This is a genomic window from Variovorax sp. ISS6 (assembly GCF_056523145.1).
Genome location: NZ_JAWRZC010000001.1, coordinates 3,913,489 through 3,935,861 on the forward strand (window position 1 = coordinate 3,913,489; position 22,373 = coordinate 3,935,861).

Genomic DNA, 22,373 nt, shown 5'->3' on the forward strand with positions numbered 1-22,373 from the left:
CGCACGGCCGGTACTGCGGAAGAACCACCATGCTCGTGGTCACCGAACTGCAGACCGAGCCGATCCGGGTCTCGAGCTACCGCTGCGACGCGGGTCCCGATGCCCCGCCTTTCGCCGAGATGCACGAGGGCCATTCGGTCTCGTACGTGCGCAAGGGCAGCTTCGGCTACCGCACGCGCGGCCATGCCTACGAACTCGTGGCCGGCTCGGTGCTCATCGGCGCGCCGGGCGACGAATACGTCTGCACCCACGACCACCACCTCTGCGGCGACGAGTGCCTGGCCTTCCACCTCTCGCCGGGCTTCGTCGAGCTGATCGGCGGCGGGCGCGGCACCTGGCAGGCCGGCGGCCTGCCGCCGCTGCCCGGGCTGATGGTGCTCGGCGAACTCGCGCAGGCCGCGGTCGAGGGGCGCAGCGACCTCGGCCTCGACGAGGTCGGCATGCAGTTCGCCCATCGCTTCGTCGACCTCGTGGAAGGGCGCGATGCGCCGCGGCCCGGAGCGGCCCCCGCGCGCGACCGGCGCCGCGCCGTCGATGCCGCGATGTGGATCGCCGAGGGTTCGCACGAGGACATCGGCCTCGAGCAGGCCGCGGCCGAGGCCGGGCTCAGCGCCTTCCATTTCCTGCGGCTGTTCTCTCAGGTGCTGGGCGTGACGCCGCACCAGTACCTGGTGCGCTCGCGCCTGCGCCATGCGGCGCGCCTGCTCGCCGACGGCGACCGTCCCGTGACCGAGATCGCGCTCGACGTGGGCTTTGCCGACCTCAGCAATTTCGTGCGCACCTTCCGGCGCGCCGCCGGTGTCTCGCCGGGCGACTTCCGCCGTGCCGCGCGCGGCGACCGCAAGATTCTCCAAGACCGCCTCGCGGCCTTGCTCGACGATGAACGCCTGATCCATTCATCGACCAGGAAGCCATCGCCATGCACCACGCCATCGAACTCGAACTGACAGTCCCGGCCCGCGCGGGCCGCCATCCCTGAGCGCGAAGGAGCCCGCCATGGCCACCATCCACCGGGAATTCGAACTCGCCGCGAGCGCGGCGCAGGTCTGGGACGCGCTGCGCGACTTCCGTGCCGTGCACGAGCGGCTCGCGCCGGGCTTCCTCACGGCCTGCCGCATCGACGAGGAGGGCGCGCGCGTCCTCGACTTCTCCAACGGCAGCGTGGCGCGCGAGCTGCCGGTGTCGATCGACGAGTCGCTGCGCCGCATCGCCTACACCGTCACGGGCAGCCGCATGCGGCATCACCATGCGTCGGCGCAGGTGTTCGACGCGGGCGAAGGGCGCTCGCGCTTCGTCTGGATCACCGACGTGCTGCCCGACGAACTCGCGCCCCACATCGCAGGCATGATGGACGAGGGCGCGGCCGCGATGAAGAAGAAGCTCGAGGCCGAGGCTCAGAAGTCCTCGAGCGGCAGCCCGACGTAGTTCTCGGCCAGCGAGGTCGAGGCCGCGTGCGAATGCACGAGGTAGTCGAGTTCGGCCTCCTGGATCTTCTGGCCGAAGGCACCGGTCTCGGGGAAGCGGTGCATCAGCGAGGTGAACCACCACGAGAAGCGCTCGGCCTTCCAGACCCGGCGCAGGCACAGGTCGGAATAGCGGTCGAGCGCCGAGGCCGAGCGCTCGCGGTAGAAGATCTCGAAGGCGCGCGACAGGTAGCCCACGTCGGCGGTCGCGAGGTTCAGCCCCTTGGCGCCGGTCGGCGGCACGATGTGCGCCGCGTCGCCGGCCAGGAACAGCGAACCGAAGCGCATCGGCTCGGCCACGAAGCTGCGCAGCGGCGCGATGCTCTTCTCGAGCGCTGGGCCGGTCACCAGCCGCTCGCGCGCTTCCGGGTCGAGGCGCGCGCGCAGCTCGTTCCAGAAGGCCTCGTCGCTCCAGTTCTCCACCCGTTCCTCGGTCGGCACCTGCACGTAGTAGCGGCTGCGCGTGGCGCTGCGCATGCTGCACAGCGCGAAGCCGCGCTCGGTGTTGGCGTAGATCAGCTCGTGCGACACCGGCGGCACGTCGGCCAGTACGCCGAGCCAGCCGAAGGGGTAGACCTTCTCGTAGGTCTGGATCGCATCGGCCGGCACGCTCGCGCGGCTCACGCCGTGGTAGCCGTCGCAGCCGGCGATGAAGTCGCACTCGATCTCGTGCGTCCGGCCGTCCTTCTCGTAGCGCACGCGCGGCGAGCGCGAATCGAAGTCGTGCAGGCTCACGTTGGCCGCGCTGTAAATGGTGGCCAGGCCCTCGGCCGCGCGCGCTTCCATCAGGTCGCGCGTCACCTCGGTCTGGCCGTACACCGTGACCTGCTTGCCGCCCGTGAGGCCGTGCATGTCGATGCGGTGGCGCGCGCCCTTGAACAGCAGCTCGATGCCCCCGTGCGGCAGGCCCTCGGCCTTGGCGCGGGCGTCGACGCCGGCACGCTCCAGCAGGTCCATCGTGACCTGCTCGAGCACGCCCGCGCGGATGCGCCCGAGCACGTAGTCGCCGCTCTGGCGTTCGACGATGACGTTGTCGATGCCGGCCTTGAACAGAAGCTGGCCGAGCAGAAGGCCGGCCGGGCCGGCGCCGATGATCGCTACCTGGGTGCGCATGTCGTTGTCTCCGAGAAGTTCCGCGAAGCGTAGGGCGCGCGCGCCGCCCTGGCATGCCGGGCGATGCGGCTGTGTGCGATCATGCGAATGGCTGCGCGATGATCGCGCAACTTCCCGCTTCGCCTCACTCATGACCATCGCCAGAGCCGACTTCATCGAGGGCATCGCCAAGGGAATGGCGGTGCTCGAAAGTTTCGACACCGAGCGCCAGCGCCTCAACGCCACCCTGGCGGCCGAACGCGCCGGCCTCACGCGCGCAGCGGCGCGCCGGCACCTGCTGACCCTGGCGCACCTGGGCTATCTCGAGACCGACGGCAGCTACTTCTGGATGGCGCCCAAGGTGCTGCGCTTCTCGGGCAGCTACCTGGCCTCGTCGCGCCTGCCGCGCGCGCTGCAGCCCACGCTGAACCGGCTCGCGGCGCAGACCGGCGAATCCTTCTCGGCCGTGGTGCTCGACGGCGAGGAGGTGGTGATCGTGGCGCGCAGCGGCAGCTACGGCACGCCCACGCGCGTGCTGGCCTATGGCCTGCACCTGGGCGCGCGGCTGCCGGCCCATGCCACCTCCACCGGCCGCGTGCTGCTGGCCGCGCTGCCGCCGGCCGAGTTCACGCGCTGGCTCACGGGCCGCCACCTGGCGCGACTCACGCCGCAGACCACCACCCAGGCGCGCGCGCTGCGCCAGCTGGTGACGCGCGCGCGCAAGGAAGACCATTGCTTCGCGAGCGAGGAGCACGAGCTCGGCGTGCAGGCGCTGGCCGTGCCGCTGCGCGACATGCAGGGCCACACGGTGGCCGCGCTCAACGTGGTGCTGTCGGGCGCGCGCTACCAGGAGGAGGCCGTGCGGCGCGACATGCTGCCGCTGCTGTTCGAGGCCGCGCGCGAGGTGCGCGCGCTGCTTTGAACTTCGCCCGATCCGGCCGCCTCGAACCTCGAAACCAGAACTCCAGGAACCCGCCATGCGACTGCTGCTCCTCGAAGACGACGTGATGATCGGCGAAGCCGTGCTCGACCTGCTGCGGGCCGAGCAGTACGCGGTCGACTGGGTCAAGGACGGCGACAGCGCCGAGTCGGCGCTGCGCACCCAGGACTACGACCTGGTGCTGCTCGACCTCGGCGTGCCGCGGCGCGACGGCCTGGAGGTGCTGCGCAACCTGCGTGCGCGCAAGCAGCGCATGCCGGTGCTGATCGCCACCGCGCGCGACTCGATCCAGCAGCGCATCGAGGGCCTGGATGCCGGCGCCGACGACTACGTGCTCAAGCCCTACGACCTCGACGAGCTGCTGGCGCGCATCCGCGCGCTGCTGCGCCGCGCGGCCGGGCGCGCCGAGCCGGTCTACGAACACATGGGCGTGAGCATCAATCCCGCCACCCGCGAGGTCAGCGTGGCCGGCCAGCCCGTGGTGCTGTCGGCGCGCGAATGGGCCGTGCTCGAGCCGCTGCTGGCGCGGCCCGGCATGGTGCTCTCGCGCGCGCAGCTCGAGGAGAAGCTCTACAGCTGGAAGGACGAGATCAGCAGCAACGCGGTCGAGGTCTACGTGCACGGCCTGCGCAAGAAGCTCGGCGCGGAGCTGATCCGCAACGTGCGCGGCGTTGGCTACATGGTGCCGAAGGCGTGAGCGGCATGAGCGGCGTGATGGGACTGATCGCGCGCATGACCGGCTCGCTGCGCGCGCGCCTCTTGTGGTTTCTGCTCGCGGCCATCGTGCTGGCGGCCGGCGCGCAGGCGCTGGTGGCCTACCGCACCGTGCTCAAGGAGGCCGACGAGATCTTCGACTACCACATGCAGCAGATGGCGCTCTCGTTGCGCGCAGGCCTGCCGCCCAGCGCGGCGGTGGGCGGCCTCGGCGGCGCCGAGCAGAACTTCGATTTCGTGGTGCAGGTCTGGACCGCCGACGGCGTGCGCATCTTCGAGTCGGCCGACCAGGCCGCGCTGCCGCAGCTCGCGGTACTGGGCTTCGCCGACGTGCGCGCGCGCGGCACCACCTACCGCGTGTTCTCGATGCAGACGCGCGGGCTGGTGATCCAGGTGGCGCAGGACATGGCGGCGCGCCAGCACATGGCCGGCACCCTGGCGCTGCGCACCGTCGCGCCGGTGGCGCTGATGGCGCCGCTCCTGATGCTGGTCGTGTGGTGGGTGGTGAGCCGCTCGCTCGCGCCGGTGGCGCGCGTGCGCACCCAGGTGGCCTCGCGCCAGGCCGACGATCTCTCGCCCGTGAGCGAGGAGAAGCTGCCCGACGAGGTACGGCCGCTGGTGCAGGAGCTCAACCTGCTGTTCGACCGCGTGCGGCAGGCCTTCGAGGCGCAGAAGCACTTCGTGGCCGACGCGGCGCACGAGCTGCGCTCGCCGCTGGCCGCACTCAAGCTGCAGGTGCAGGGCCTGCAGCGCGCCAGCGACGACGGCGCGCGCGAGCTCGCCATCGGCCGATTGGTGGCGGGCATCGACCGCGCGACGCGGCTGGTCGAGCAGATGCTCGCGCTCGCGCGCCACGAGGCCAGCATGGCCGCGGGCGCGCCGCCCGAGCCGGTGGTGCTCGCGGAGGTGGCGCGGCTGGCCGTGTCGGATGCCGTGGCCGCGGCCCAGGCGCGGCGCATCGACATCGGCATCGCGCGCGCCGACGAGGGCGCCACGGTGAAGGGTCAGTCCGAGGCGCTGCGCATGCTGCTGCGCAACCTGCTCGAGAACGCCGTGAAGTACACGCCCGAGGAAGGCCGCGTCGACATCGCGATCGCGCGCCTGGACGACGCGGTCGAGCTCAGCGTCGACGACAGCGGCCCGGGCCTGCCGCCCACCGAGCGCGAGCGCGTGCTCGACCGCTTCTACCGCTCGGGCGAGCCGCAGGCGCCGGGCAGCGGACTCGGCCTCTCGATCGTCAAGTCGATCGCCGAGCTGCATGGCGCGAGCGTGGCGCTCGATGCCTCGCCGAGCCTGGGCGGGCTGCGCGTGGTGGTGCGCTTTCCGACGCGGGCCTGAGGGGTCGTCGCCGGAATTTCCCTTTAAGCGGCGCTTAAGTCAGCGCAACGACATTCCTTCCATCGCATCAGCGTCACGACGCAATGAAAGGAACCGATCCATGAACACCCGACTGACTTCGCCCCGTGCCCTGGTCCTGGCCCTGGCCACCGCGGGCGTGATCGGCGCCGTCGGCGCCGGCGCCTACACCAGCGCGCGCGCCGTGGGCACGCCCACCAACGCCACCGCGACCGCACCGGCCGCCATGGTCACGCTGCCCGACTTCTCGACCATCACCGCGCGCGACGGCGCGGCCGTGGTCAACATCAGCGTCACCGGCACCATGAAGGCCTCGGACGACGAGCAGGCCGCGCAGATCCAGGGCATCGATCCCGATGACCCGATGTTCCAGTTCTTCCGCCGCTTCCAGGGGCAGATGAACCCGCGCGGCCAGCAGCAGCGCGACGTGCCGGTGCGCGCCCAGGGCTCGGGCTTCATCGTCGACGCCAACGGCATCATCCTGACGAACGCCCACGTGGTGAAGGACGCGAAGGAAGTCACCGTCAAGCTCACCGACCGCCGCGAGTACCGCGCCAAGGTGCTCGGCGCCGATGCCAAGACCGACATCGCGGTGCTCAAGATCGACGCCAGGAACCTGCCGGTGCTCGCGCTGGGCAACACCAAGGACCTGAAGGTCGGCGAATGGGTGCTGGCCATCGGTTCGCCCTTCGGTTTCGAGAACACCGTGACGGCCGGCGTGGTCAGCGCCAAGGGCCGCACGCTGCCCGACGACAGCTACGTGCCCTTCATCCAGACCGACGTGGCCGTGAACCCCGGCAACTCGGGCGGCCCGCTGCTCAACACGCGCGGCGAGGTGGTCGGCATCAACTCGCAGATCTACAGCCGCAGCGGCGGCTACCAGGGCGTGTCGTTCTCGATCCCGATCGACGTGGCGGTGCAGGTCAAGGACCAGATCGTCGCCACCGGCAAGGCCGTGCACGGCCGCCTCGGCGTGGCGGTGCAGGAGGTGAACCAGGCCTTCGCCGATTCCTTCAAGCTCGACAAGCCCGAGGGCGCGCTGGTCTCGAACATCGAGAAGGGCGGCCCCGGCGACAAGGCGGGCCTGAAGGCCGGCGACGTGATCCGCAAGGTCGGCGACCAGCCCATCGTGTCCTCGGGCGACCTGCCCGCGGTGATCGGCCAGCAGGCGCCCGGCACCAAGGTCACGCTCGAGGTGTGGCGCCAGGGCGAACGCCAGGAGCTGACGGCGAAGCTCGGCGATGCCAGCGACAAGCCGGCCCAGGTCGCGAAGGCCGACAAGGCCACCGGCCAGGGCAAGCTGGGCCTGGCGCTGCGGCCGCTGCAGCCCGACGAGAAGCGCGAGGCCTCGGTGGAGACCGGCCTGCTGATCGAGGACGCGGCCGGCCCGTCGGCGATGGCCGGCGTGCAGGCCGGCGACGTGCTGCTGGCGATCAACGGCACGCCCGCCAAGACCGTGGAGCAGGTGCGCGAGGTGGTCGCGAAGGCCGACAAGTCGGTGGCGCTGCTGATCCAGCGCGGCGACGACAAGATCTTCGTGCCGGTGCGCATCGGCTGACAGCCCCGGGCCGGACCCCGACGCGCGACGACCGATGAAGCCGCCGCACCGACGGTCTTCGGCCCCGCAGGCCGAGCACCTCGACCCTGCCGACAGCGCCGCCAACGGGCTGTCGGCCCACATCCTGCCGACCTCCGCCACCATGATCGGCGTGTGCATGACCGTGATGTCCATCGGGCACCTCGGTCCGCGCGACGATCTGCGGCTGGTGATCGATCGGCTGCTCGCGGTCGACGCGCTGGTCTTCCTGGCCAGCGCGTTGCTGTCGTTCATCTCGATGCGCATGCGGCGCTCGGGCGCGCGGCTCGAGGCCTGGGGCGAGGTGGTGTTCATCGCGGGCCTGGCGCTGCTGGCGCTCGGTGCCGTGGCGCTGACCTTCGCGCTGCGCTGAACCCGGTGGCCGCGTTCAGTGCCGCGGGCAGTCGAGCGCGCCCGGCCACTCGAGCGTGATGCGCGTGCCGCCGGCGGCGTTCTCCCGCGCCTCTGCCGGCTCCATCACCAGCCGCGCGCCGATGCTCAGCGCGCGCGCCCGCATGTTCGCGAGGCCATGCCCCGTGGCCTTCGGTGCGGCGTCCGCGGGCCGCGGGCCGATGCCGTCGTCCGTCAGCACGATGCGCACGTGCGGGGGCTGCGCCTCGGCCTGCCAGCGCGCATGCAGCACGATGCGCGTCGCGCGCGCATGCTTGAGCACGTTGGTGAAGGCCTCGAGCAGGATGCGCTGCAACTGCAGCGCGGCCTGGGCCGAGAACGGCGCCACCGGCGGTATCACGCCCACGTCCCACTCGAGCGCGATGCCGGCCGCGTCCAGCCGCGGCTGCAGCCGGTAGCGCAGGGTGGCGAGCACGGTCGCGAGGTCGTCGTGCGTGGGCTGCAGCGAGTCGACCGCCATGCGCATCTCGTCGAGCGCGAGCTTCACGTGCTCCTCGACCACGGCGCGGTCTGGCGCTGGCTGGGTCACGACGTTGAGCAGGCCCACGAGCTGCGAGCCGACGCCGTCGTGGATCTCGCGCATGATGCGCTGGCGCTCGAGCAGCACGGCCTGTTCCTGCTGCTGCAGCCGCAGCGCGTCGAAGGCCACGCGCAGCTGTCCCTCGCGCTCGGCCACCCGCTCGGCCAGGGTGGCGTTGAGCGCGCCGTAGTCGGCCACCGTGCGGCTGTAGCGGTCGACCACCAGGCCCGCGAGGATCAGCACGAAGAAGAACATCGCGCGCGGCGTCTGCGAGGTGTCGGAGCCGCCGAAGAAGCCCATGCGCATCAGCAGCAGGTCGTACATGCCCGCGAGGATCGCGAGCACGCCCGCCAGCAGCAGCACCATGGCGATCGGCCGGCGCTCCACCCAGGCGCTGCGCGCCACCACCGGCAGGCAGGCCACGCCGGTGAGGTTCAGCAGCACCAGCCCGGCGGTCCACAGCGCCGGCCAGGCCAGCGCGAAGGCCGCGATGGCGCTCGCCATCGCGATACCCATAGCCGCGTAGAGCGCGCGCACCAGCCCCACCGAACCGCGCTGCAGCGCCAGCAGCACGAAGCGCGTGATGAGCCCGATGTGCAGCGCATAGCAGACCGCGACCACCACGCCCCAGAGCGGCCAGGGCAGGTTCATGTCGGGCCGCACCCGGTCGATGTTGTGCGGCAGGCCCGAGAGCGCGGCGAGCGCGAAGCAGCCGTAGAGCGCATGGCGCTGGCGCAGCCAGAGCGCGCCCGACAGGCAGCCCATCAGCGCGAGGACGGCCGCGTTGACGATCACCGAGGTGTGGCGCCAGCGCTGGTAGCCGCGGTAGCGCGGCAGCAGCTCGCGCTCGGTGCCGTACTGCAGCGTGGCCAAAGCCGCGCCGCGCTGGCGTTGCACGGTGGTGCGGATCACCAGTTCCTGCGCGGCGCCGGTGCGCTGCAGCGACGCGGCCACCGGCACGAAGGGCGTGCCCTTGGTGTCGTAGGACGGATCGCCGAGCGTGCCGAAGCCCGCGAGCGGCGTGCCGTTGAACTCGATTGCGACCTGGTTGCCCACGCCCGCGAACAGCAGCGCGGCCGGTTCGCTCGCGGGCGCCGCCGCGGCGGGAAGGGCGATGCGGTAGGTGGCCTTGCCGCCGCGGCCCGGAAAGGCATGGTCCCAGCGGAACGGCAACTGCACTTGGCGTTCCTCGGCGGGCAGGCCGTCGGGTTCGAGGCGGGCCTCGGCGCTGGTGACGGTGTAGGGCGTGGCGGTGCTGCTGGCGATGGCCGGGCCTGCGATCAACAGCAGCGCGGCGACCAGGGCGAACAGGAAGCGCAGATCGGAAGAAGAGGCGGTGGCAGGCTGCTCAGGGCAGCCAGCCCAGGTTGCGCGCCTCGAACACGGCTTCGGACTTGTTGTGGACATCCAGCTTGCCGTAGATATTGCGGATATGGGTTTGAACGGTCGAAGCCGAGACTCCCATCCGCGCGCCGACTTCGGCATAGGTGAAACCACGGGAGACGAGGTCCAGCACCTCCGATTCGCGCGGCGACAGCCGCACCGGCGGCGTGCGAGGGAGTGCCGAGGATGCCATGGCCGAGCCGATCGTGTCCTGGGCCAGCCCGACCAGCGCGGCGGCGCCGGCAGGCACGGGGGCGTCGGTGCGGGCCTGCCAGCGGCGCAGCAGCTGCCGCGCGATCACCGGCGACATCGGCGAGCCGCCCGCGCGCAGGTGGCGGATGTGGGCCGCGAGGTCGCGCTCGGTGCCATCCTTGAGCAGGTAGCCGCTGGCGCCGGCCTCGAAGGCGCGCAGCATGTTGGCTTCGTCGCCGAAGATCGACAGCACCATCACCGCGCAGGCGGGCTGCATGCCGCGGCAGCGGTCGATGACCTGCAGCCCCGGGATGTCGGGCAGGCCCAGGTCGACCAGCAGCACGTCGACCGGGTTGTCCTCGAGCCAGGCCAGCAGCTCGGTCGCGGTCGAGGCGCAATGGGCCAGGATCAGCGAGGGGTCGGCATCGATCACGCGGGCGAGGCGCTCGCGCATGCCGGTGTCGTCCTCGACCAGCGCGACCTGCGTGGTCGAGAGAAGGGGAGCGGCTTCGGTGTCGATGGCCATGGCGCGGGGCTGCGGTCCTCGGGTGGGCGGACCCGCAGCGTAGGGGCCGGCGCGCGCCGTGCCCATCCTATATACGTGGGAGGGGCGCGGGCCGCGCGTTCAGGCGGCCGACATGCGCGCCAGCCGCGACGCCACGCGCTGCAGGTGCGCGCCGAGCTCGGGCGGCGACTCGACCTCGAAGTCGTGCCCCAGGCAGCCGAGCCAGACCGCCAGCGCATCGAGCGAATTGGCCGCGGTCTGGATGCGCGTGCGGTCGGGCGCCACGGCCTCGGGCACGCCGCCGACCCACGACAACTGGCCGTCGAGCGCGGCCACGGGCGCATGCACCAGCACGCGCGCATGGTGCAGGTAGGGCGAGATCTGCAGCGCGTGCTGCATGTAGGCCGCGATGTCGCCGTGCGGCAGTCGCCGCGGCGTGAAGCGCGCGCCGGTGGGCTCGGGGTCGACGATGCGGTCGAGCCGGAAGGTGCGCCAGTCCTCGCGGTCCGTGTCCCAGGCCAGCAGGTACCAGCGCTGGCCGGTCTGTACCACGCGGTGCGGCTCCACGCGGCGGCTGCTGACCACCTCGTGGTGGTCGCGGTAGCCGAAGCGCAGCAGCGCGCGGTCGGCGCAGGCCTCGGCGAACAGCGACACCGCCTTGAGCCGGATGTCCGAGCGCTTCTGCAGCACCGGCACCACGGTGGCGCGCAGCTTGTCGAGCCGGCGGCGCAGTCGCGGCGGCATCAGCTGCTCGAGCTTGGCCAGCGCGCGCATCGAGGCGTTCTCGATGTCGTTGCCGCCGTCGCTGGAGGCCGGGCCCACGCCCAGGCCGACCGCCACCGCGATCGCTTCCTCGTCCTCGAGCAGGAGCGGCGGCAGGCTGTTGCCCGCGCCCAGTCGGTAGCCGCCGGCGACGCCCGAGGTGGAATCGACCGTGTAGCCGAGGCTGCGCAGCCGGTCGACGTCGCGGCGCAGGGTGCGCTCGGTGATCTCGAGGCGGCGCGCGAGCTCGGCGCCGGTCCAGGCGCGCTGGGCCTGGAACAGCGACAACAGGCGGATGAGGCGGGCGGAGGCGGAGAGCATGGAAGCGATGATGCCTGCGATCGAGGACAGGATCTGTCCGCAATGGACCTTAGTCTTCGGGCCTTCCAACACCTCAGACCCCAGGAGAAAAGCCCATGCTCAAGACCTACAACGGCAGCTGCCACTGCGGCAAGGTTCGCTTCCAGGCCGATATCGACCTCGCGGCCGGCACCGGCCGCTGCAACTGCTCGATCTGCGCCAAGGCGCGCAACTGGGGGGCGATCGTGCGGCCCGAGGCCTTCCGGATGGTCAGTGGCGAGGAGGAGCTGTCGAGCTACCAGTTCGGCTCGTACAGCACGCACCACCTGTTCTGCCGCCATTGCGGCGTGCGGCCCTTCGGCCGCGGCGACGTGGCCGAGGTCGGTGGCAAGTACGTCAGCATCAATGTCAGCTGCCTCGACGACGCCACGCCCGACGAACTGGTGGCCGCGCCCGTGATGTACATGGACGGGCGCAACAACAACTGGTTCAACCCGCCCGCCGAGACGCGGCATCTCTGAAAGACGGGCGATAAAAAGCCCCGCGGCCTGGCGGCGGCGGGGCTGCTCGTCTCTCGCCGCGCTTACTTGCGGCGACGCGCCGGCTGCTCGGCCGGCACATAGGTCTGCGACGGTGCCGCGCCGCCATCCACGCCGAGGCGGCCACCGCCACCCAGGCCCTGGCCGCGCACGGTCTGCGCCTTGTAGTTGCGCAGCGAACGGACCATCTGGTTGAAGGCGTCCATGAAGGCCGCCGCGATCACCTTGCCTTGCGGGGTGCGCGTGTAGCCGCCGATGCCACCGGCTGCGCGGCCGCCGGCGAGGTCGGCGAAGCCGCCGAAGTCGGTCTTCGAGGCGCTGCCTTCCGCCGCCGCGACCTGCACGCCCGAGCGGTTGTCGATCAGGGTCAGCAGCGCCGAGGCTTCCTTGGTCTGCAGGTTCGCGCCCAGGTTCGCGATCGCACGGCCGCGGCCACCGCCGACCAGTCCGCCGAGCGCGCCGCCGAGGCCGCCCGCGTCGCTGTTGCTGAACACGATCTCGGGCGACAGGCCGTAGTCCGACGCGACCATCTGGCCGCGGCCGAAGTTGCTGCCGCCACGCATCTCGCCCGACTGCTGCAGCGCGCGCTCGCGCGTCATCGCGTTCATGCCGGCCGCGCCGCGCTCGACCACCACGAAGCAGTTCGATTGCTGCACCAGCAGGCGCAGCAGGTTGGCGGTGGGCGGCAGCTTGTATTCGCCGGTCAGCACCGTGTACCAGCCGGCATTCACGTTCTCGATCAGCGAGACGGTGCCCAGCGGCGAGTCGCAGCGCTCGAGCGCGCTGCTTTCGCCCGAGGTGGCGGCGCCGGCCGCGCTGCCCGTGGCGACGGTCTTGGCCGATTGGCTGCCCATCTGCATGTCCATGGTCTGGCAACCCGAGAGGGCCAGCAGGCCGGCCAGTGCGCTTGCGAGAGAAAGTTTGGAAAAAGCCATGTCCCGATCTATCAAGTGAAACAACACGGCGCCCGCGCGGCAGGCGCCCCTATCGAACAGCCGAAGGTGGGACCGCGTGGCCAATACGAGCTCCCGATTCGATACCGCGTCGCAAGCGACCGCGCGACGATACGGACCGGTCACCCGGTACGCCAGTGTCGAAAGTCATGTGCGCATGCGCGTCGTCCGCGGTGCGGAGTCCGGCATGGCCTGGGATGGAAAACGGCTCCTCGACCTCGGCTCGAACGGGGGCTCTTGGAAGGTGGCCCATCTTCGAAACGCGCCGCCTGGTGCGCTGCGCGAACGGCAAGGCCCGGGGGCTTGCGCGACGCGCCGGCCGGCGTAGCGAGGCGCGATTATCCATCCGGAAATCTTCAGAAAAGATGAGCGCGACGACGGTGTTCTCACCGAGCGCTTCGAGTGAAAACCTTCATCTTATTTTTGACGCCCAGTTAACATTTCATCGTTGGCGGAGGGTTGTGGCGCGTGATGGATCTCACGCGGCTCGCAGTCGGCTGGCGTTGTTTTGCTTTTTTTCCTCACTTCCAGAATCAGGAGTTTTCAGATGGCAACCACCAAGAAGAACGTCGTTGGAGAAGCGGCAGCCGAACTCACGCGCCAGCAGGTGCAGCAAGCCCTGGCGATCGCGGGCGCGGCGGAATTCAGCGGCTCGACCGACCCGGCCTTCGTCGGCTCCGTGCTCGTGGCGCTGGCCATCAACACCAGCTCGGTCAGCGCGACCATCGACAACGCGAAGACCCGCCGCGATGCGACTGGCGGCGGCGTGACGGCGCACTGATCGAACGGCCGGAAAACGAAAGGCCGGCAAGCGCGATGCCTGCCGGCCTGGGTGGATCGGGTGTGGACGCGAGCCCGATGACGCCTGGTCTTCGCGATGCCGCGGTTCAGCGCACGGCCCGCCTCATCGCATCGTCATTCGCAGCGAAACAGCACGCCGCTCTCGGCCGGTGCCTTGCCGAGCCAGCGCGGGCTCTGGCTCTTGTTGTCGCAGTAGATCTGTGCCTGCGTGTAGGTGGTGGCGCGCAGAACGCCTTCGCGGAACTGCATCACTTCGTTCGGGGGCGTCGAGCAGCCGGCGATGGCCAGCGCGCAGGGGATCGACAGGAGGGCCAGGAGGGACGGTGCATGCCAGTTCATCGCACGATTCTCCGACATTCCCGTGTCTGCCAAGACATGCACCTTCGCGCCCGACGCTTCATCCCTGATTGGCCGCGGCCGCCGCACCCGGGTACAGGTATCTGAAGTAGGGGCCCGAGCTGCCGAACAGTCTTGCCGCGAGCTGCACCGGATCTTCGGCGCTGTGCTTCTCGTAGAGCACCGGTCCCCAGATGATGAAGCCGTCGATGCTGAGCGTGGCGGGCGCGGGCTCGATCGCCTTCCAGGCATGGGCGAATTTCGAGATCCAGGCGAGGGCGTCGGTCAGCGCGTAGTTGGGCACGACCACCGGTTGTTCGATGCGGGGCATGGCGGTACTCCTGGGTTGAGAAGACTGTACAAATATACAGTAAACTACGGCCCATGGCAGGCGCGCGGCGCACCACTTTCCATTCTCCTTGACGGGTTGCCCGTCCCTTTGATGCTTGACTGCAAGAAGGCTTGAGCCCGGTCCGATGCCGGGCTTTTTTTTGTTTGACGATGACTCCAGCCCGGTACTTCGCTGGACTGCGCCGTAGCTCGATGAAGCAGGTTTATCAAGGACTTACGCGCGTCCATCATATGCCGGTGCTTTCTGAAACTTGACCCGGTTTTCCCTCGCGCCGCTCCTATCTGGCTCTTGGAATTCGGGTCGTTCCAAGGAGTCATCATGGCGAAGATCAAGCTCACCAAGACCGCCGTAGAGTCGGCGCAACCCCAGGCCAAGGACATCGAACTACGGGATACCGTGGTGCCGGGTTTCCTCTGCAAGATTACCCCGAAGGGCCGTCGGGTGTTCATGCTCCAGTACCGCACGAACTCCGGGCAGCCCCGCAAGCCCTCGCTGGGCCTGTTCGGGGAACTGACCGTGGAGCAGGCCCGCGTCATGGCGCAGGACTGGCTGGCCGAGGTTCGCCGAGGCGGCGACCCCGGCGGCGCCAAGGCCGAGGCGCGCAAGGCGCCCACGGTCGAAGCGCTGTGCAAGAAGTTCATGGAGGACTACTCCAAGAAGCGCAACAAGCCGAGCACGCAGCGCGGCTATCAGGCCGTCATCGACCGCTGCATCGTCCCGCTGATCGGCCGCAAGAAGGTGCAGGACGTGAAGCGGCCCGACATTGCCGGGCTGATGGAGAAACTGGCCTACAAGCCCGCCGAGGCGAACAACGCCTTCGGCGTGCTGCGCAAGATGTTCAACCTGGCCGAAGTGTGGGGCTACCGCCCGGACGGCACGAACCCGTGCCGCCACGTCCCGATGTACCCGCCCGGCGAGGAAACCCGGCTCATCGTGGACGACGAACTGGCGCTGATCTTCCGCCAGTTGGAGAAGCTGGAGGCGGAAGGACTGGAGAACTACGTCATCCCGCTGGCGATTCGCCTGCAATTCGAGTTCGCCGGCCGCCGCTCCGAAATCTGCATGCTTGAATGGGATTGGGTCGATCTGGAGAACCGGCGCGTGGTCTGGCCCGACAGCAAGACCGGCGGCCTCTCCAAGCCCATGAGCGCGGAAGCCTATCGACTGTTCTCGACGGCACCGCGCCGAGAAGGTTGCCCCTACGTCCTGCCTTCGCCCAACGACCCGACCAAGCACCTGACCTTTGGCGAGCACTATGGCGGATGGTGCCGGGTGCTCAAGGCAGCCGGCGTCCCACACGTCGGCACGCACGGCATCCGCCACCGCTCCACGACCGACATTGCCAATTCGGGAGTGCCGACCAAGGTAGGCATGAAGCTGACGGGCCACAAGACCGTGGCGATGTTCATGCACTACGTCCACACCGAGGACAAGCCGGTGCGGGATGCTGCCGAACTGGTGGCGAGTCGGCGGCAGGCCATCACGGGCGCGCGGCGCCCTGCGGAGGCCACGGCATGAGCAAGAGGACGCTTTCGGTGGCGCCCCCCGCTGCCTTGGCGGCCGACTATCCCCGTTCCGCAATTTCCGAGACAGTGTCTGGGAAATTCGGCCTCGCCGAGCTGGCCAAGGTCTTCACGCTGCCGTGGTCGGCCTATGCGCTGCTGATTTCGGTCAAGGATGCCCGCGGATCGGTGGCCGGCATCCCGTCCAGTCGGCTCCGATTGTCGTGCCGGCGTCACGACAATCGGGCGGGCCATCCCTTCTATCTAGGTGCTACACCGGAGACTGGAAAAGTATGCCCGTTTCGGGTATAGTTTGGAGGTCGAAATGACGGTCATCCTCAAGCGCAAGGACTTTGCACGCTGGCAGTCGGGCGAGAAGCTGTCCGATGCCGCGTTGTGCAAGGCGGTTCAGGAGATGGAAAGCGGTCTGATCGACGCGGACTTGGGCGGCTCCCTCTACAAGAAGCGGGTGGCCCGCCCCGGTGGTGGTAAAAGCGGCGGCTACCGCACACTGGTATCGGCCAGGATCGGCAGCCGCTACGTGTTCCTGCATGGGTTCCCGAAGAACGACAAGGCGAACATCACGCAGGACGAGAAGAAGGCGCTGCAATTCGCCGGCAAAGCGTTCTTGCAACTGTCCGGGGAAACGTTATCGAAGGCGTTGCAGTCGGGCGTGTTATTGGAGGTGCATTGTGAGCAAGATCATTGAATCCCTGCGTGACGACCTGGCCACGCTTCATGAAGTGGGTGCGATCAGCAAGGTGACGATGCGCGAGTTCGACGCGATCTGCCCGCCGCCAGTGCGGGAGTTTGGCGCCGAGGACATTAGGCGCCTACGGGAGACGCTGAAATTCAGCCAGCCGGTGTTCGCGCATCACCTGCACACCTCGGCCTCGACCGTGCGCAAGTGGGAGCAAGGTGAAACCCGACCCGCTGGCCCGGCGCTGAAGCTGCTCAACATCATCGCCGACAAGGGGCTCCGGGCGATCCTTTGATTGATCTGCGTTTTCTGCCATAACCACCTAATTTCAGTTACGATCTTTTACGCTATCAAAACGTCGATGGAGGTGACAGATGGCAGAGAAAAGGAACGTGTTTATCAGCCATGTCCATAAGGACGATCATGGGCTCCAAAAGCTCAAAGATCTGCTGGCTCCGAAAGGGATGGATGTAAGGGACTCCTCCATCCATACAGGAAAGTTCAACAACGCCACGGATGAGCATTACATCAAGACGCAGATTCTGGCCCCAGCGATAAACTGGGCGGGCGTATTTATTTGCTACGTCTCACCCCAGACGAAAGATAGCGACTGGGTGACCTGGGAAATCGAATATGCAGCCAAGCAAGGCAAACGTATTGTTGGCATCTGGGAGCATGGTGAGAAGGAATGCGACATTCCTGAGGCACTGAAAGAATACGCCGATGCCTTGGTCGGCTGGAATGGTGACTCAATCATTGATGCGATCAACGGAAAAGATACATGGGAAAAACCCGACGGTGGCGCCTGTGATCCGGTTCCTCTGAAAAGGCATCCCTGCTGATGGCACGTGTCCACTCCTACGTGGTGCGGTACGACAGTGGTTTCGCACCCAATCCCTTTTACGAATACTGCACGCTTGCAACCTGCAAGCCAAATATCCGCAAGGGCGCTGACATCGGTGATTGGGTGGTAGGCAGTGGCAGCAATGATCGAAGTGTTCGGCGAGGCGGGTATCTGGTTTATGCGATGCAAGTCACCGAAACGATGACATTTGATGAATATGGGGCAGATCCACGGTTTGAATCTAAAAAGCCCTATCGCAACGGTAGTCGGAAGCAAAGTTGCGGGGACAATATCTACTTCAGAGCCGCACCAGCGGCCGTCTGGCAGCAACGAGATTCCTTTCACTCTCGCCCCGATGGTTCACTTAATCCTGATCACGTCACTCGCGACACGGGTGTAAACAGGGTTCTCATCAGCAATGACTTCGTGTACTTCGGAGGAGAGGGGCCGGAGTTCCCGGAAGAGCTAAAAGACCAGCAAGGCCGGTCTCTATGCAAAACAGGAATAGGTCTAACTACTTTTGACGATCCAAAACTGATTGCGAACATAGAGCAATGGGTTCGTAGCTTTGGGCTGAATGGATATCAGGGCGCTCCATTCGAATGGCTGACGCTTCGGAGGTAACCGATGCACAAGGAAGGTTCTCTGCTGCTTTCGGACTACGCTTCGGAAATTGCAGCTACGGATGTACTCAGTCCAACCGATTTCAATCCTGTCCTTCAAGGGCTTTATGGGGAAGTCGGTGGAATAATGTCTACTGTCAAAAAACATGTCCGGGAAAAATCTGCGTACCCTGGTTTCAGAAGGGCGGCGGAAGAAGAATTCGGTGATACGCTTTGGTATTTGGCTGCGATCTGCCGGCGCATGCAAGCTCCACTTGAAGATATCTTTGCCGAGGCGGCGAATCACGGGAACTTCAAGAACATAGGGGCAGCAAGCGACATAGCCGAAGGTGCATTCGCTTACATCGCCATGCCTGTGGCGGCCCCTGCGTCGTTGGACATTACCTTGGTACGCTTGGGGCAGGCGGCCGCAGCTCTGCTGGGAAGTGGGCCTGCGCGCAATGACGTGGTCACCTTCGCGCGAGCCTATCTCGATGCAATCCATGCCGCAGAGTTGGCGTTCTCGGACGTAGCGCGGGGGAACCTCCGGAAAGCTAGGGGTGCATTCTTGGAGCCACAGGCGGTTGACCTGATTGGCCTTGATTTCGATAGCGAGTTTGGAATAGAAGAGCAGCTCCCTAGAGAGTTCAAGATCCGAGTCAATCAACGCGGTAGCGGCAAAAGCTATCTCCAATGGAATGGCGTATTCATAGGTGATCCCCTGACCGACAACATCGCTGACCGAGATGGCTACCGATTTCATGATGTTTTCCATTTTGCATATGCAGCCATCTTGCATTGGTCACCTGTAATACGGGCATTGATCAAGCACAAGCGAAAGAGCCAGTCCAAATATGATGAAGAGCAAGACAGCGGCCGGGCAATCGTCGTTGAGGAAGGGCTTACGGCATGGATTTTCTCTAGAGCCAAGGAATTAAACTATTTTGAGAATCAAGAAAAGGTTTCCCTTGGGATTCTCAAAACCATTGAAGAGTTTGTGAGTGGCTATGAGGTTGAGAAGTGCCCGCTAAAGCTTTGGGAAAAAGCCATCATGGACGGATATTCCGTATTCCGTCAAATCAAGAAAAATCAAGGCGGCTGGATCATCGGCAACCGAAAAGAACGCACCCTACAATATATGCCGCTTGAGTCTTAAGAATGAAAATCCACCCCTTTGTTGAATCAGTTTCCTCGCTGCAATTTGAGGACTGCTTCAATCCTTATTCTGATCGCTGTGAAGTTCATGATCGTCGAGACGCGCCCCGCCGCCGCGCCGCCGCACTTTCCGCATTATTGCGTCGCGCTTCAGAGGAGCCTGTAGATGCGATTTGGATCGGTCGAGATTTGGGGTATCGCGGAGGCCGCCGAACTGGGTTGGCCCTGACTGACGATGTTCACATGAGCCAACATGCCAAACGTTGGAATGTCGATCTGGCTCCAGAACGGCCCACAGTCGGCAATGCCGTAGCCGAGCGAACCGCTGCGGTTATATGGGGAATGCTAGAGCACATTGATGCTCGCATCTTTCTCTGGAATGTTTTCCCACTTCACCCTCATGAATCAGGGGATCCGTTCACCAACCGGCAACACAACGCCCGTGAAAGGCGAGCCGGCGAAGAGCTACTACAACAGCTCATCGTTCTGCTTCGTCCCTCGCGCATCGTCGCCATCGGCAACGATGCTGCCGCAGCCGCTCATCGAATCACGGATAGCGTGCCTGTTATCTGCGTGAGGCATCCGAGCTATGGCGGACAGACGCAGTTTCAAGGGCAAATCTCTGAACTGTATGGACATCCAATGAAGACTGGATCGCTGTTCTGACGAATTGCTCCAGCATTTTAGCGAGCGGATACCGCCCCTTCTATCCAACTCGCCAGGTTTTCACTGATGCAGCGACTGAAAGAGGCTCTGACGCTGGTGGAGGTGCGCACACTGGATCACGTCGTTGTGGCCGGGCAGGAAACAACTTCATTTGCAGAGCGAGGGCTATTGTGAACCGAGGGGGCTGCACAGGCGGCCCCATTTTTTTATTCGCTCCATCAAGCTTACTGAACGCAGTTACTGCAAAATTTCCCGGCTAATCCACAGGCAGAAGCTTTCGACGAAATAAGCTGGAATAGGTTCGGTCGCGTGAAAAAATTGGATCATATTCTCCCTGTTGATAAATTATTTTGGCGGCGGCCCCTGTTGTTGAAAGCGGGAGCACTGTAGCTTTGGGATGGTGTTCGACGAACAATTTATGCTCCTCATAGATCCCCTCCATGCCGCCGACGAACACCGCTGCGCTGAAACGGCGGCTTTCGATCATTGCTTGCCTCATGGCCGTCAAACTGGCTTCTCTGTTGCCATCAACCGCTGGCACCATATGCACGTCGACGAACTCCGCTAGCTCAGGAGGCAATCGACCCTCAAAAAGCTTACTTTGGTAAATCGCCACCCTGTTGCGGTCAAGGTTTGCCTCGCGGGAAAAGAGAGCCAATAGCGGCGTTATCGCCGGATGGCCGCCGCACGTGATTCGTCCAATCGGCAACACTACTTCAACCAAAGCCTTGATTGCTTCCCGTATAGCAAGAACATCGGCGGTGTCGAAAAATACCCGATTGCGATCAGGCAAAGGCACGCTGGCAGATAGAAATATATCTATCATGCGGTGAGCTCCTTCAGAAGTTGTGGCGCCTTCGACATTTGCACGGCCCGGATCGGCAAATACGAGTCAAGCCAATCTAGGTGAGAGAGCCACGTTCTCAGTACACCTCTATTGTCGTAAATCACCCATATTTCTCTCGTCTCAACAGTGGGGTTGGTAATGGCTTCGAACACTTCGTTGATGCGATCAGCGGTTGGTATTCCCACTGCCGGTACGATCGCCAGCGTTCGATTGGACTCGGTTTTGAGAGAAATCCAGCCTTCAATCTGAACACTTGGATCAAGTCCCTCGTCGCGGGCGGCGTCGCAAAAGTTATCGACCAAATATCGGTGGCGGGCGGCAATTGCTGGTGCGCGTAGCCGTTCGACCTCGTCGCAAATTCTCGTCACCAATCCCTTCGTGGCCCAACGCCCCCGCATTGGAATAAATCCAAAGAAGTCCCGACGCCTAAGCTTCATGAAGTGGCTGAAGGACGATGCAGGGTCTTCCTTTTGCCCCGGCCATAGTAGGTGCAAGATTTGCACATTGGTCGCGTTTGCGCGCGCCAATTCTTCAGCCGTCCAACGACCTTCTCTGAAGCCAGGTGTGTCGATCAGCACCACGACATCGGAATCCGACATCCTGTGCCAGAGTTGTGATTGGAAATCTGCGGCTGGAGGCACTGACCTCACGTCGATGAAAACGTCAAAGCCACGAGCATCGAGCGCATCGTACAACCGATCGGCCAGCGGCTGAGACCCTGTTCGTTTGTAACTGATGAAAAGTCGTCGCTCACGTCGCAACAGCCTAAATGTCTCAAGGACTAGCGTAACGAGGCGGGTGATGCCTTCATCGTTGGTGCCCAATACAATAGCATTGACATGTCTGAGCTGCGGCGGAATTTCTGCATGAACCTGGGACAAATCCGAAACGACCGGAGCGATAACGATCGAGTCATCAATCAACTCCGTCACAAGTGCGGTATCGGCAGTGCTTTCCGACGAGCCGAAAAATACTGCCATCACCGGCGATTTTAAGCTGCGGTTAGAGGCGTTGGCATCGCTGAGAAACGTAATTGCGTTGCTCGGAATCCCGAGCCCCTGAAGCGCCAGATCAACGCTACGGCGGAGGCGAGTGTCATGCCCATGGACCGCACCCAGCAGGATAAGCTGGTAGGGTGATCTCATGCTTGAGTTCTCGCTCATCGGCCAGCCATTCCCGCAGCAGTTTCAATCCATCCGCCAATATTTTTCCTGCCATCCTGGCCTATGAAATCGTAACTCAGGCAGTGATTTGACAGTTGGACTACGCTATTCGTTTTTGGTGCTGTGAACCACAGATCACCCTCAGGAATCGCAAGCGTGTAATCTGCGTAGGCCACCCACTTTCCGTCCTTCCACTCGGCGAGATATATGCCGCGATCGGTTCTATAAAGTCCCATCTGCGCCAATGGATCAGCACCCTTTGTAGATGTCGCTTTGTCTTTATTCTGGACACCGTGAATGAAAACGGTTAGCAAGCCGTTTCCCTTGATAACACTGCGAGCAATTTCGTAGCGCACCCATCGCCGTGACCATGTATGGGTTCCAGCAAGGACACAAGTTACCGAAGTATTCTCCAACCCCTTGCGGAGAAAAGTCTTTAGTGCATCGTCACTCTCTTTTTTCGATGCCTCAAACACGCTGCTGTCAAAGAAGCCCCGGCTTTCCTCATCGGATTCCTTCACAACCCAACTGTTGCGGACATTCCAGGCGCGCCATACATCAGGCTCATAGTGAAAAGAAAAGAATGTTCTGCGTGGCATTTTGACTCCATCTATTACACTAAACCCAGGCAAATTTGGATGTAGGTGACCCGCATCCTCCACAGCAAACGACACCTCGCAGGATGCAATTCAGATATTG

At 65.2% G+C, this 22,373-nt stretch carries 27 protein-coding genes and 1 pseudogene; 18 read left to right on the plus strand and 10 right to left on the minus strand.

The annotated features are described in order from the left end of the window. Positions 1 to 29 precede the first annotated feature (29 nt). Both AC1HIL_RS18145 and AC1HIL_RS18150 read left to right on the plus strand, forming a co-directional pair. Entirely contained in the window at positions 30 to 947 is a 918-nt protein-coding gene (locus tag AC1HIL_RS18145) for a helix-turn-helix transcriptional regulator (protein WP_479672376.1), read from the plus strand. A gap of 49 nt (positions 948 to 996) precedes the next feature. Continuing rightward, positions 997 to 1,425: an SRPBCC family protein gene (locus tag AC1HIL_RS18150; protein WP_057592475.1), complete on the plus strand. Its 429-nt coding sequence runs from the start codon at positions 997 to 999 to the stop codon at positions 1,423 to 1,425. On the opposite strand, the gene pobA is transcribed toward AC1HIL_RS18150, so the two are convergent. Next, on the minus strand, positions 1,395 to 2,576 hold the full coding sequence (gene pobA / locus AC1HIL_RS18155) for a 4-hydroxybenzoate 3-monooxygenase (RefSeq protein ID WP_479672377.1): 1,182 nt from the start codon (positions 2,574 to 2,576) through the stop codon (positions 1,395 to 1,397). The genes AC1HIL_RS18150 and pobA overlap by 31 nt on opposite strands. Positions 2,577 to 2,706: 130 nt before the next feature. On the opposite strand from pobA, the gene AC1HIL_RS18160 reads away from it, so the two are divergent. The 5 genes from AC1HIL_RS18160 to AC1HIL_RS18180 all read left to right on the plus strand — a co-directional run bounded on the left by AC1HIL_RS18160 (position 2,707) and on the right by AC1HIL_RS18180 (position 7,514). Next, entirely contained in the window at positions 2,707 to 3,477 is a 771-nt protein-coding gene (locus AC1HIL_RS18160; protein WP_057592473.1) for an IclR family transcriptional regulator domain-containing protein, read from the plus strand. 55 nt (positions 3,478 to 3,532) lie between these two features. Beyond that, positions 3,533 to 4,192, plus strand: a complete 660-nt coding sequence (locus AC1HIL_RS18165) for a response regulator (RefSeq protein WP_057592472.1) — start codon at positions 3,533 to 3,535, stop codon at positions 4,190 to 4,192. A gap of 5 nt (positions 4,193 to 4,197) precedes the next feature. Then, a complete protein-coding gene (locus tag AC1HIL_RS18170; RefSeq protein ID WP_412179322.1) occupies positions 4,198 to 5,547 on the plus strand; it encodes an ATP-binding protein in 1,350 nt (449 codons plus the stop codon). A 100-nt stretch (positions 5,548 to 5,647) separates the two neighbouring features. After that, positions 5,648 to 7,123 carry a DegQ family serine endoprotease gene (locus tag AC1HIL_RS18175; RefSeq protein WP_057592471.1) on the plus strand — a complete coding sequence of 492 codons (1,476 nt, stop codon included), beginning with the start codon at positions 5,648 to 5,650 and terminating at the stop codon, positions 7,121 to 7,123. Between the two features lie 34 nt (positions 7,124 to 7,157). Then, the gene (locus AC1HIL_RS18180; RefSeq protein ID WP_057592470.1) at positions 7,158 to 7,514 is read left to right on the plus strand and encodes a hypothetical protein; all 357 of its coding nucleotides are present in this window, start codon (positions 7,158 to 7,160) and stop codon (positions 7,512 to 7,514) included. 15 nt (positions 7,515 to 7,529) lie between these two features. On the opposite strand, the gene AC1HIL_RS18185 is transcribed toward AC1HIL_RS18180, so the two are convergent. From AC1HIL_RS18185 to AC1HIL_RS18195, 3 genes are all read right to left on the minus strand, one after another. After that, positions 7,530 to 9,356: a sensor histidine kinase gene (locus tag AC1HIL_RS18185; protein WP_412179321.1), complete on the minus strand. Its 1,827-nt coding sequence runs from the start codon at positions 9,354 to 9,356 to the stop codon at positions 7,530 to 7,532. A gap of 64 nt (positions 9,357 to 9,420) precedes the next feature. Beyond that, complete coding sequence (locus AC1HIL_RS18190; RefSeq protein WP_422097202.1) at positions 9,421 to 10,173, minus strand: response regulator; 753 nt, start codon at positions 10,171 to 10,173, stop codon at positions 9,421 to 9,423. A 99-nt stretch (positions 10,174 to 10,272) separates the two neighbouring features. Continuing rightward, on the minus strand, positions 10,273 to 11,235 hold the full coding sequence (locus AC1HIL_RS18195; protein WP_422097201.1) for a helix-turn-helix transcriptional regulator: 963 nt from the start codon (positions 11,233 to 11,235) through the stop codon (positions 10,273 to 10,275). Positions 11,236 to 11,330: 95 nt separating this feature from the next. On the opposite strand from AC1HIL_RS18195, the gene AC1HIL_RS18200 reads away from it, so the two are divergent. After that, positions 11,331 to 11,735 carry a GFA family protein gene (locus AC1HIL_RS18200; protein ID WP_057592466.1) on the plus strand — a complete coding sequence of 135 codons (405 nt, stop codon included), beginning with the start codon at positions 11,331 to 11,333 and terminating at the stop codon, positions 11,733 to 11,735. Positions 11,736 to 11,797: 62 nt separating this feature from the next. On the opposite strand, the gene AC1HIL_RS18205 is transcribed toward AC1HIL_RS18200, so the two are convergent. Continuing rightward, positions 11,798 to 12,688 (minus strand): peptidoglycan-binding protein, encoded by an 891-nt coding sequence (locus tag AC1HIL_RS18205; protein WP_057592465.1) that lies wholly within the window; start codon positions 12,686 to 12,688, stop codon positions 11,798 to 11,800. A 565-nt stretch (positions 12,689 to 13,253) separates the two neighbouring features. On the opposite strand from AC1HIL_RS18205, the gene AC1HIL_RS18210 reads away from it, so the two are divergent. Continuing rightward, positions 13,254 to 13,487, plus strand: coding sequence for a hypothetical protein (locus AC1HIL_RS18210; RefSeq protein ID WP_057598089.1), 234 nt, complete (start codon positions 13,254 to 13,256; stop codon positions 13,485 to 13,487). Positions 13,488 to 13,621: 134 nt separating this feature from the next. On the opposite strand, the gene AC1HIL_RS18215 is transcribed toward AC1HIL_RS18210, so the two are convergent. Both AC1HIL_RS18215 and AC1HIL_RS18220 read right to left on the minus strand, forming a co-directional pair. Continuing rightward, positions 13,622 to 13,846, minus strand: coding sequence for a hypothetical protein (locus AC1HIL_RS18215; protein ID WP_057596660.1), 225 nt, complete (start codon positions 13,844 to 13,846; stop codon positions 13,622 to 13,624). A 58-nt stretch (positions 13,847 to 13,904) separates the two neighbouring features. Next, the gene (locus AC1HIL_RS18220; protein WP_057596661.1) at positions 13,905 to 14,174 is read right to left on the minus strand and encodes a hypothetical protein; all 270 of its coding nucleotides are present in this window, start codon (positions 14,172 to 14,174) and stop codon (positions 13,905 to 13,907) included. Between the two features lie 339 nt (positions 14,175 to 14,513). Here AC1HIL_RS18220 and AC1HIL_RS18225 point away from each other — a divergent pair, with 339 nt between their 5' ends. The 9 genes and pseudogenes from AC1HIL_RS18225 to AC1HIL_RS18265 all read left to right on the plus strand — a co-directional run. Further along, complete coding sequence (locus tag AC1HIL_RS18225; protein ID WP_028240170.1) at positions 14,514 to 15,713, plus strand: tyrosine-type recombinase/integrase; 1,200 nt, start codon at positions 14,514 to 14,516, stop codon at positions 15,711 to 15,713. Then, the gene (locus AC1HIL_RS18230) at positions 15,710 to 16,009 is read left to right on the plus strand and encodes a hypothetical protein (protein ID WP_033045758.1); all 300 of its coding nucleotides are present in this window, start codon (positions 15,710 to 15,712) and stop codon (positions 16,007 to 16,009) included. Before AC1HIL_RS18225 ends, AC1HIL_RS18230 begins: the two co-directional genes overlap by 4 nt. A 13-nt stretch (positions 16,010 to 16,022) precedes the next feature. After that, complete coding sequence (locus tag AC1HIL_RS18235; RefSeq protein ID WP_028240169.1) at positions 16,023 to 16,406, plus strand: type II toxin-antitoxin system RelE/ParE family toxin; 384 nt, start codon at positions 16,023 to 16,025, stop codon at positions 16,404 to 16,406. After that, positions 16,390 to 16,692: a helix-turn-helix domain-containing protein gene (locus tag AC1HIL_RS18240; protein WP_028240168.1), complete on the plus strand. Its 303-nt coding sequence runs from the start codon at positions 16,390 to 16,392 to the stop codon at positions 16,690 to 16,692. The genes AC1HIL_RS18235 and AC1HIL_RS18240 overlap by 17 nt, the downstream gene beginning before the upstream one ends. A 79-nt stretch (positions 16,693 to 16,771) precedes the next feature. Beyond that, a complete protein-coding gene (locus tag AC1HIL_RS18245) occupies positions 16,772 to 17,239 on the plus strand; it encodes a TIR domain-containing protein (protein WP_028240167.1) in 468 nt (155 codons plus the stop codon). Continuing rightward, on the plus strand, positions 17,239 to 17,865 hold the full coding sequence (locus AC1HIL_RS18250; protein WP_479672378.1) for an Nmad2 family putative nucleotide modification protein: 627 nt from the start codon (positions 17,239 to 17,241) through the stop codon (positions 17,863 to 17,865). The genes AC1HIL_RS18245 and AC1HIL_RS18250 overlap by 1 nt, the downstream gene beginning before the upstream one ends. A gap of 3 nt (positions 17,866 to 17,868) precedes the next feature. Then, on the plus strand, positions 17,869 to 18,999 hold the full coding sequence (locus AC1HIL_RS18255; RefSeq protein WP_028240166.1) for a nucleoside triphosphate pyrophosphohydrolase family protein: 1,131 nt from the start codon (positions 17,869 to 17,871) through the stop codon (positions 18,997 to 18,999). Positions 19,000 to 19,001: 2 nt separating this feature from the next. Then, complete coding sequence (locus AC1HIL_RS18260) at positions 19,002 to 19,664, plus strand: uracil-DNA glycosylase (RefSeq protein ID WP_071534888.1); 663 nt, start codon at positions 19,002 to 19,004, stop codon at positions 19,662 to 19,664. Positions 19,665 to 19,724: 60 nt separating this feature from the next. Beyond that, positions 19,725 to 19,838 (plus strand): annotated as a pseudogene (locus AC1HIL_RS18265) (JAB domain-containing protein); the annotation flags it as partial. Between the two features lie 82 nt (positions 19,839 to 19,920). On the opposite strand, the gene AC1HIL_RS18270 reads toward AC1HIL_RS18265, so the two are convergent. Genes AC1HIL_RS18270 through AC1HIL_RS18280 form a run of 3 tightly spaced genes read right to left on the minus strand, consistent with a single transcriptional unit; the run spans position 19,921 to position 22,273 of the window. Next, positions 19,921 to 20,490, minus strand: coding sequence for an SLOG domain-containing protein (locus AC1HIL_RS18270; RefSeq protein ID WP_033041349.1), 570 nt, complete (start codon positions 20,488 to 20,490; stop codon positions 19,921 to 19,923). Next, positions 20,487 to 21,656: a toll/interleukin-1 receptor domain-containing protein gene (locus AC1HIL_RS18275; RefSeq protein WP_158407679.1), complete on the minus strand. Its 1,170-nt coding sequence runs from the start codon at positions 21,654 to 21,656 to the stop codon at positions 20,487 to 20,489. Before AC1HIL_RS18275 ends, AC1HIL_RS18270 begins: the two co-directional genes overlap by 4 nt. 14 nt (positions 21,657 to 21,670) lie before the next feature. Then, positions 21,671 to 22,273 carry a TIR domain-containing protein gene (locus AC1HIL_RS18280; RefSeq protein WP_033041352.1) on the minus strand — a complete coding sequence of 201 codons (603 nt, stop codon included), beginning with the start codon at positions 22,271 to 22,273 and terminating at the stop codon, positions 21,671 to 21,673. Positions 22,274 to 22,373: the final 100 nt, after the last annotated feature.